This is a genomic window from Pseudomonas tremae, assembly GCF_001401155.1.
GTDB lineage: Bacteria > Pseudomonadota > Gammaproteobacteria > Pseudomonadales > Pseudomonadaceae > Aquipseudomonas > Aquipseudomonas tremae.
Window position 1 is genome coordinate 1 of sequence record NZ_LJRO01000084.1, and the last position, 360, is coordinate 360.

The 360-nt window shown below is 58.1% G+C and carries 1 protein-coding gene; it reads left to right on the forward strand.

All coding sequences use genetic code 11. The features are described from left to right. Positions 1 to 328 (forward strand): TIGR00366 family protein (locus ALO43_RS06540; protein ID WP_162235577.1); only part of this gene is annotated, 328 nt, incomplete at its 5' end. Positions 329 to 360: the final 32 nt, after the last annotated feature.

Sequence of the window (360 nt, forward strand, 5' to 3'; positions counted from 1 at the left end):
TCTGATGGGCGTCTATTCGGCCATTCTGGGCTTCTTCATTCCGTCGGGCGGCGGCAAGTGGATCATTGAAGCGCCTTACGTGATGCAAGTCGCCAACGACCTGCAGTATCACCTCGGCTGGGCGGTGCAGATCTACAATGCAGCCGAAGCGCTGCCCAACCTGATCAATCCGTTCTACATGCTGCCGCTGCTGGGCGTACTGGGCCTCAAGGCACGTGACCTGATCGGTTTCTCGTTCGTGCAGTTGCTGGTCCACACGCCGCTGGTGCTGTTTCTGCTCTGGGTATTGGGCACTACGCTGGTCTATACGCCACCGGTAATGCCCTGATCGTCAGCCATTGAACGAGTAGTCACGCTCGA